4 protein-coding genes and 1 pseudogene are annotated in these 4,483 nt (G+C 64.8%); 1 reads left to right on the forward strand and 4 read right to left on the reverse strand.

The window, feature by feature from the left end; all coding sequences use genetic code 11:
• Window positions 1-33: 33 nt before the first annotated feature.
• The 4 genes from ENZ75_RS22270 to argH form a co-directional block, all read right to left on the reverse strand.
• Entirely contained in the window at window positions 34-975 is a 942-nt protein-coding gene (locus ENZ75_RS22270; RefSeq protein WP_063169088.1) for a threonine/serine dehydratase, read from the reverse strand.
• 39 nt (window positions 976-1,014) lie between these two features.
• Complete coding sequence (gene lysA, locus ENZ75_RS22275) at window positions 1,015-2,283, reverse strand: diaminopimelate decarboxylase (protein ID WP_063169087.1); 1,269 nt, start codon at window positions 2,281-2,283, stop codon at window positions 1,015-1,017.
• Window positions 2,284-2,345: 62 nt separating this feature from the next.
• On the reverse strand, window positions 2,346-2,552 hold the full coding sequence (locus tag ENZ75_RS22280) for a lipoprotein (RefSeq protein ID WP_013529409.1): 207 nt from the start codon (window positions 2,550-2,552) through the stop codon (window positions 2,346-2,348).
• A gap of 151 nt (window positions 2,553-2,703) precedes the next feature.
• Complete coding sequence (argH, locus tag ENZ75_RS22285) at window positions 2,704-4,104, reverse strand: argininosuccinate lyase (RefSeq protein WP_063169086.1); 1,401 nt, start codon at window positions 4,102-4,104, stop codon at window positions 2,704-2,706.
• Between the two features lie 35 nt (window positions 4,105-4,139).
• On the opposite strand from argH, the pseudogene ENZ75_RS22290 reads away from it, so the two are divergent.
• Window positions 4,140-4,483 (forward strand): annotated as a pseudogene (locus tag ENZ75_RS22290) (TlpA family protein disulfide reductase); the annotation flags it as partial.

The raw sequence follows: 4,483 nt of genomic DNA on the forward strand, positions 1-4,483 counted from the left end.
ATCCTGCATACCCTTTAGAAGGCAGCAGGCCCTTTAGAAGGTAGCGGGGTCCGCATTCGCCCCGCAGACCAGCACGGCGAGCCGTTCGCCCTGCGCCGGCGCATAGCGGCCCGACAGGATTGCGGCAAAGGCGGCCGCACCTCCCGGCTCGGAGATGATGCGGGTTCGGTTCCACAGCGCCTTCTGCGCGGCGACGATGTCGTCGTCGCCGACCAGGATCGAGCGTTCGACATAGGCCTCGGCGATCGGGAACATCATTTCGCCGACGCGCTTTGGCGCCAGCGAATCGGCGGCGATGCCCTCGGCCGGCGCATCGACGGGGTGTCCGGCCTCGAAGGCGCGATGCAGCGTCGGCGCTCCTTCCGGCTCGACGGCGATGATACGGCTGCGGCCGGCGAACCAGGCAGCGATGCCGCCGATCAGACCGCCGCCGCCGACAGCGACCAGCAGCGTGTCGATCCGAGGCAAATCGGCCTCGATTTCGAGCCCAAGCGTGCCCTGGCCGACGAGCGTTTCCTCCTGGTTGAAGGCATGAATCTGCAAAGCGCCGGTCTCCTCGGCGAACCGTTCGCTGGCGGCCAGCGCTTCGGCATAGCGGGCGCCGCCGACGATCAGCTCGGCGCCATAGGAGCGGATCCGTTCCAGCTTGGCCGCCGGGCTCACTTCGGGAACGAAGATGGTCGCCTTGTGGCCAAGCCGCATGGCGGCATAGGCGACGGCCGCGCCATGGTTGCCGCCCGATGCTGCGACGACACCGGCCTTTGGGACCGCACGCTCCAGCAGGTTGGTGAAGGCGCCGCGCGCCTTGAACGAGCCGGAATGCTGCAGGCATTCGAGCTTCAGGTCGACGGCCAACGGCGGCCGATCGAAGTCGGCCATGTCGACGCGCAGCACCGGCGTGTGCCTGATATAGGGGCGGATGCGCGGTTCCATCGCGGCAATGCGCTCGCGTGTGACGGTGATGCCGTTCGTCATGATTGCTCCCTGTGACGGGTCGGTGTGTTTCCGGCGCTTCTATGCAAGCCAGTCGGGCATCGAATCCAGTCCGATCAGGTCGTCATAGGTCAGGCGTGGGCGCACGACGTGGAACCGGTCGCCGTCGACCAGCACCTCCGGAACCAGCAGACGGGTGTTGTAGGTGCCGGCCTGCACCGCGCCATAGGCGCCCGCGGTGGAGACGGCAATCAGGTCGCCGGCCTTCAGCCTGGGCAGATCGCGGTCCAGGCCGATATAATCGCCGGTCTCGCAGACCGGGCCGACGACGTCGACCATCATGCGCGGCGTGTCCGCCGGCGGCTGCACGACCGGACGGATATCGTGGAAGGCATCGTAGAGCGTCGGCCGGATGAGATCGTTCATGGCGGCGTCGACGACGAGGAAGTTCTTGGCGTCGCCTTCTTTTACGAAGATCACTTCCGAGACGAGGATACCGGCATTGCCTACGATCAGCCGGCCCGGCTCGAACATCACCTTCAGCCCGAGCTTGGTGACATGCTTCCTGACGATCTGGGCATAGGCATCGGGCAGCGGCGGCGGGTTGTTGTCGACGCGATAGGGGATGCCGAGGCCGCCGCCGAGGTCGATATGCTCGATGGCATGGCCGTCCGCCCGCAGCGCGCCGACCAGATCGACAAGCAGGGCGAAGGCGTCGTCGAAGGGCTGCAGCTCCGTGATCTGGCTGCCGATATGGGTGTCGATGCCGGTGATCCTGATGCCGGGAAGCGTTGCCGCGCGGGCATAGACCTGCCGCGCCCGCTGCCACGGGATGCCGAATTTGTTCTCGGCCTTGCCGGTGGAGATCTTCTTGTGGGTCCTGGCGTCGACATCGGGATTGATGCGCAGCGAGATCGGCGCCACCTTGCCAAGGGCAACGGCTCGCGCCGACAACAGCTCAAGTTCAGGCTCGGACTCGACGTTGAAGCAGAGAATGCCGGCGGCAAGGGCAAAGTCCATTTCGCGCGCAGTCTTGCCGACGCCCGAAAACAGGATCTTGCCGGCCGGAATGCCGGCGGCCAGCGCCCGGCGCAATTCACCTTCCGAAACCACGTCGGCGCCGGCGCCGAGCTTCGCCAGCGTCCGCAGGACGGCCTGGTTGGAATTGGCCTTCATGGCGTAGCAGACCAGCGTGTCGAGCCCGGCAAAGGACTGGGCAAACACCCGGTAGTGCCTGGTCAGGGTGGCCGTCGAGTAGCAGTAGAATGGCGTGCCGACCTGTGCGGCGATATCTGGTATCGCCACGTCCTCGGCATGGAGCACGCCGTCGCGGTAGTCGAAATGGTTCACGGGAGTGATTCCGGAAGTTGCGGCAAGATGAGATCGGGTTGGAAGGCCCCGCTCTCGTCGGCCTAGATCAGCGGGTCGAGGATGAACTTCTTGTCCTTGACCGGTTTTTCTGGCTCCGGCGGCACGGGCTGATGGGCCTTCGAGGCATCCTTGCGCGCCTGCACGGCCGCCTCATAGGGCGTGTCGAGACCGCCCCTCCTGCCGCAGGCCGAGACGGCCGCGATCGCCACCAGCAGCGTCAGCGTCACCAAAATCCTGCTTCCGGTCATCGATCCATCCGTCCGAAACGTTTGTCAGCCGCCGCTTTTAGCCGAGTTCTCGGCGCATTGCACCCCGAGATATTGCTCGTCGCAATATCTGGCGCAACGTCCGGATATTGCTGGTCGCATGTCCGGGATATTGCTGGCGCAACATCCGGCATTACGCTTTCGCCAGTCGCTTTTTCCAGGCGCGGATCTGCTTCCTCACTTCCGACGGCGCGGTGCCGCCGAAACTGGTGCGGCTCTTGACCGAGTTCTGCACCGCCAGCACTGAGAATATGTCGGCCGTGATGCCGGGATCGATCGACTGCAGATCCTCCAGCGAAAGCTTCTCCAGCCCCACCTTCTTGTCTTCGGCCAGCGCCACCGCCCGGCCGGTGACATGATGCGCCTCTCGGAACGGCAGGCCGAGCGTGCGCACCAGCCAGTCGGCAAGGTCGGTTGCTGTCGCGTGGCCGGAGCCGGCGGCCTTCTTCATCGCGGCTGCGTTGACCGTCATGTCCGAGACCATGCCGGTCATCGCCGCCAGCATCAGGTCGAGCGTCTCGGCGGCGTCGAATACCGATTCCTTATCTTCCTGCATGTCCTTGCCATAGGTCAAAGGCATGCCCTTCATCACCGTCAGCAGGCCGACCAGATGGCCGGTGACGCGGCCGGTCTTGCCGCGCACCAGTTCGGCGGCATCGGGATTCTTCTTCTGCGGCATGATCGACGAGCCGGTGGAAAACGAGTCCGACAGCCTGACGAAGCCGAATTGCGGCGTCGACCAGATGATGATCTCTTCGGCCAGCCGCGACAGATGCGTGGCGCAGATCGCGGCCATGGCAAGGAACTCGAGCGCGAAATCGCGATCCGAGACGCTGTCGAGCGAATTGCGCATCGGCTCGCGGAAGCCGAGCCCCTTGGCGGTCCGGTGGCGGTCGATCGGGAAGCTGGTGCCGGCAAGTGCGGCGGCACCGAGCGGGCTTTCGTCCATGCGTTCGATCGCATCGCGGACACGCGACAGGTCGCGCGAAAACATCTCGACATAGGCCATGCAGTGATGGCCGAAGGTCACCGGCTGGGCCGCCTGCATATGGGTGAAGCCCGGCATCACGGTCGCCGCATGCTCCTCGGCCCGCTCCAGCAGCGCCTCAATCAACCCCTTCAACGCCTCGGCGACGCGAAAGCACTCCTCCTTGACCCAGAGCCGCAAATCGACCGCGACCTGATCGTTGCGCGAGCGGGCGGTGTGCAGGCGGCCGGCCGCCGGGCCGATCAGATCGGCAAGGCGCGCCTCGATGTTCATGTGGATGTCTTCGAGCCGCGTCGAGAACTCGAAGCTGCCGGCCTCGATCTCTCTCAGGATCGTGTTCAGCCCGTCAGCGATTTTTTCTTGATCGGCCGCCGAAATAATGCCCGTTTGCGCCAGCATCTCGCTATGGGCGATCGAGCCTTTGATGTCCTGCGCATAGAGTTTGCGGTCGAAGGAGATAGACGCGTTGATCGCTTCCATGATGGCGGCCGGACCCGAGGCAAAACGTCCGCCCCACATCTGGTTGCTGGTTTTCTTATCGCTCATGGCTATAACCCGTGCTTCGGAGCAGTTTTGAGAAAATGGCAGACGGTAGTAGATTCTTCCCGGCCCCGCGCCTGATCCTCGCCGCCTTGGTGGCGGGCGCGCTGGCGGGCGCGGTCGCGGTATATGTCAGCGAGAGCCGGTCTGGCAACAATGCACCGGCACAAGCTGCCGTGGGTGAGAGCAAGGACGACGTGGCCTGCGCGGCCAAGAGCGACCGCGCCAAGAAGGTCGCGGCTTCGGCCACCGGTGAGGTCGCGGCACTTTTGCCGGCCGATCCGCCACAATCCCTGAAGAGCCTTGCCTTCAACGGTCCGGACGGCAAGCCGATGACGATTGCCGATCATGCCGGCAAGACGGTGCTGCTCAATCAGTGGGGGAC

The organism is Mesorhizobium sp. M7A.F.Ca.CA.002.04.1.1, from assembly GCF_004022805.1.
Lineage (GTDB): Bacteria > Pseudomonadota > Alphaproteobacteria > Rhizobiales > Rhizobiaceae > Mesorhizobium > Mesorhizobium ciceri.

Bases quoted from the DNA above. Each gene is read 5' to 3' on its own strand.
- ENZ75_RS22270 (WP_063169088.1), bottom strand. From the start codon at position 975: ATGACGAACGGCATCACCGTCACACGCGAGCGCATTGCCGCGATGGAA.
- ENZ75_RS22280 (WP_013529409.1), bottom strand. From the start codon at position 2,552: ATGACCGGAAGCAGGATTTTGGTGACGCTGACGCTGCTGGTGGCGATC.
- argH (WP_063169086.1), bottom strand. From the start codon at position 4,104: ATGAGCGATAAGAAAACCAGCAACCAGATGTGGGGCGGACGTTTTGCC.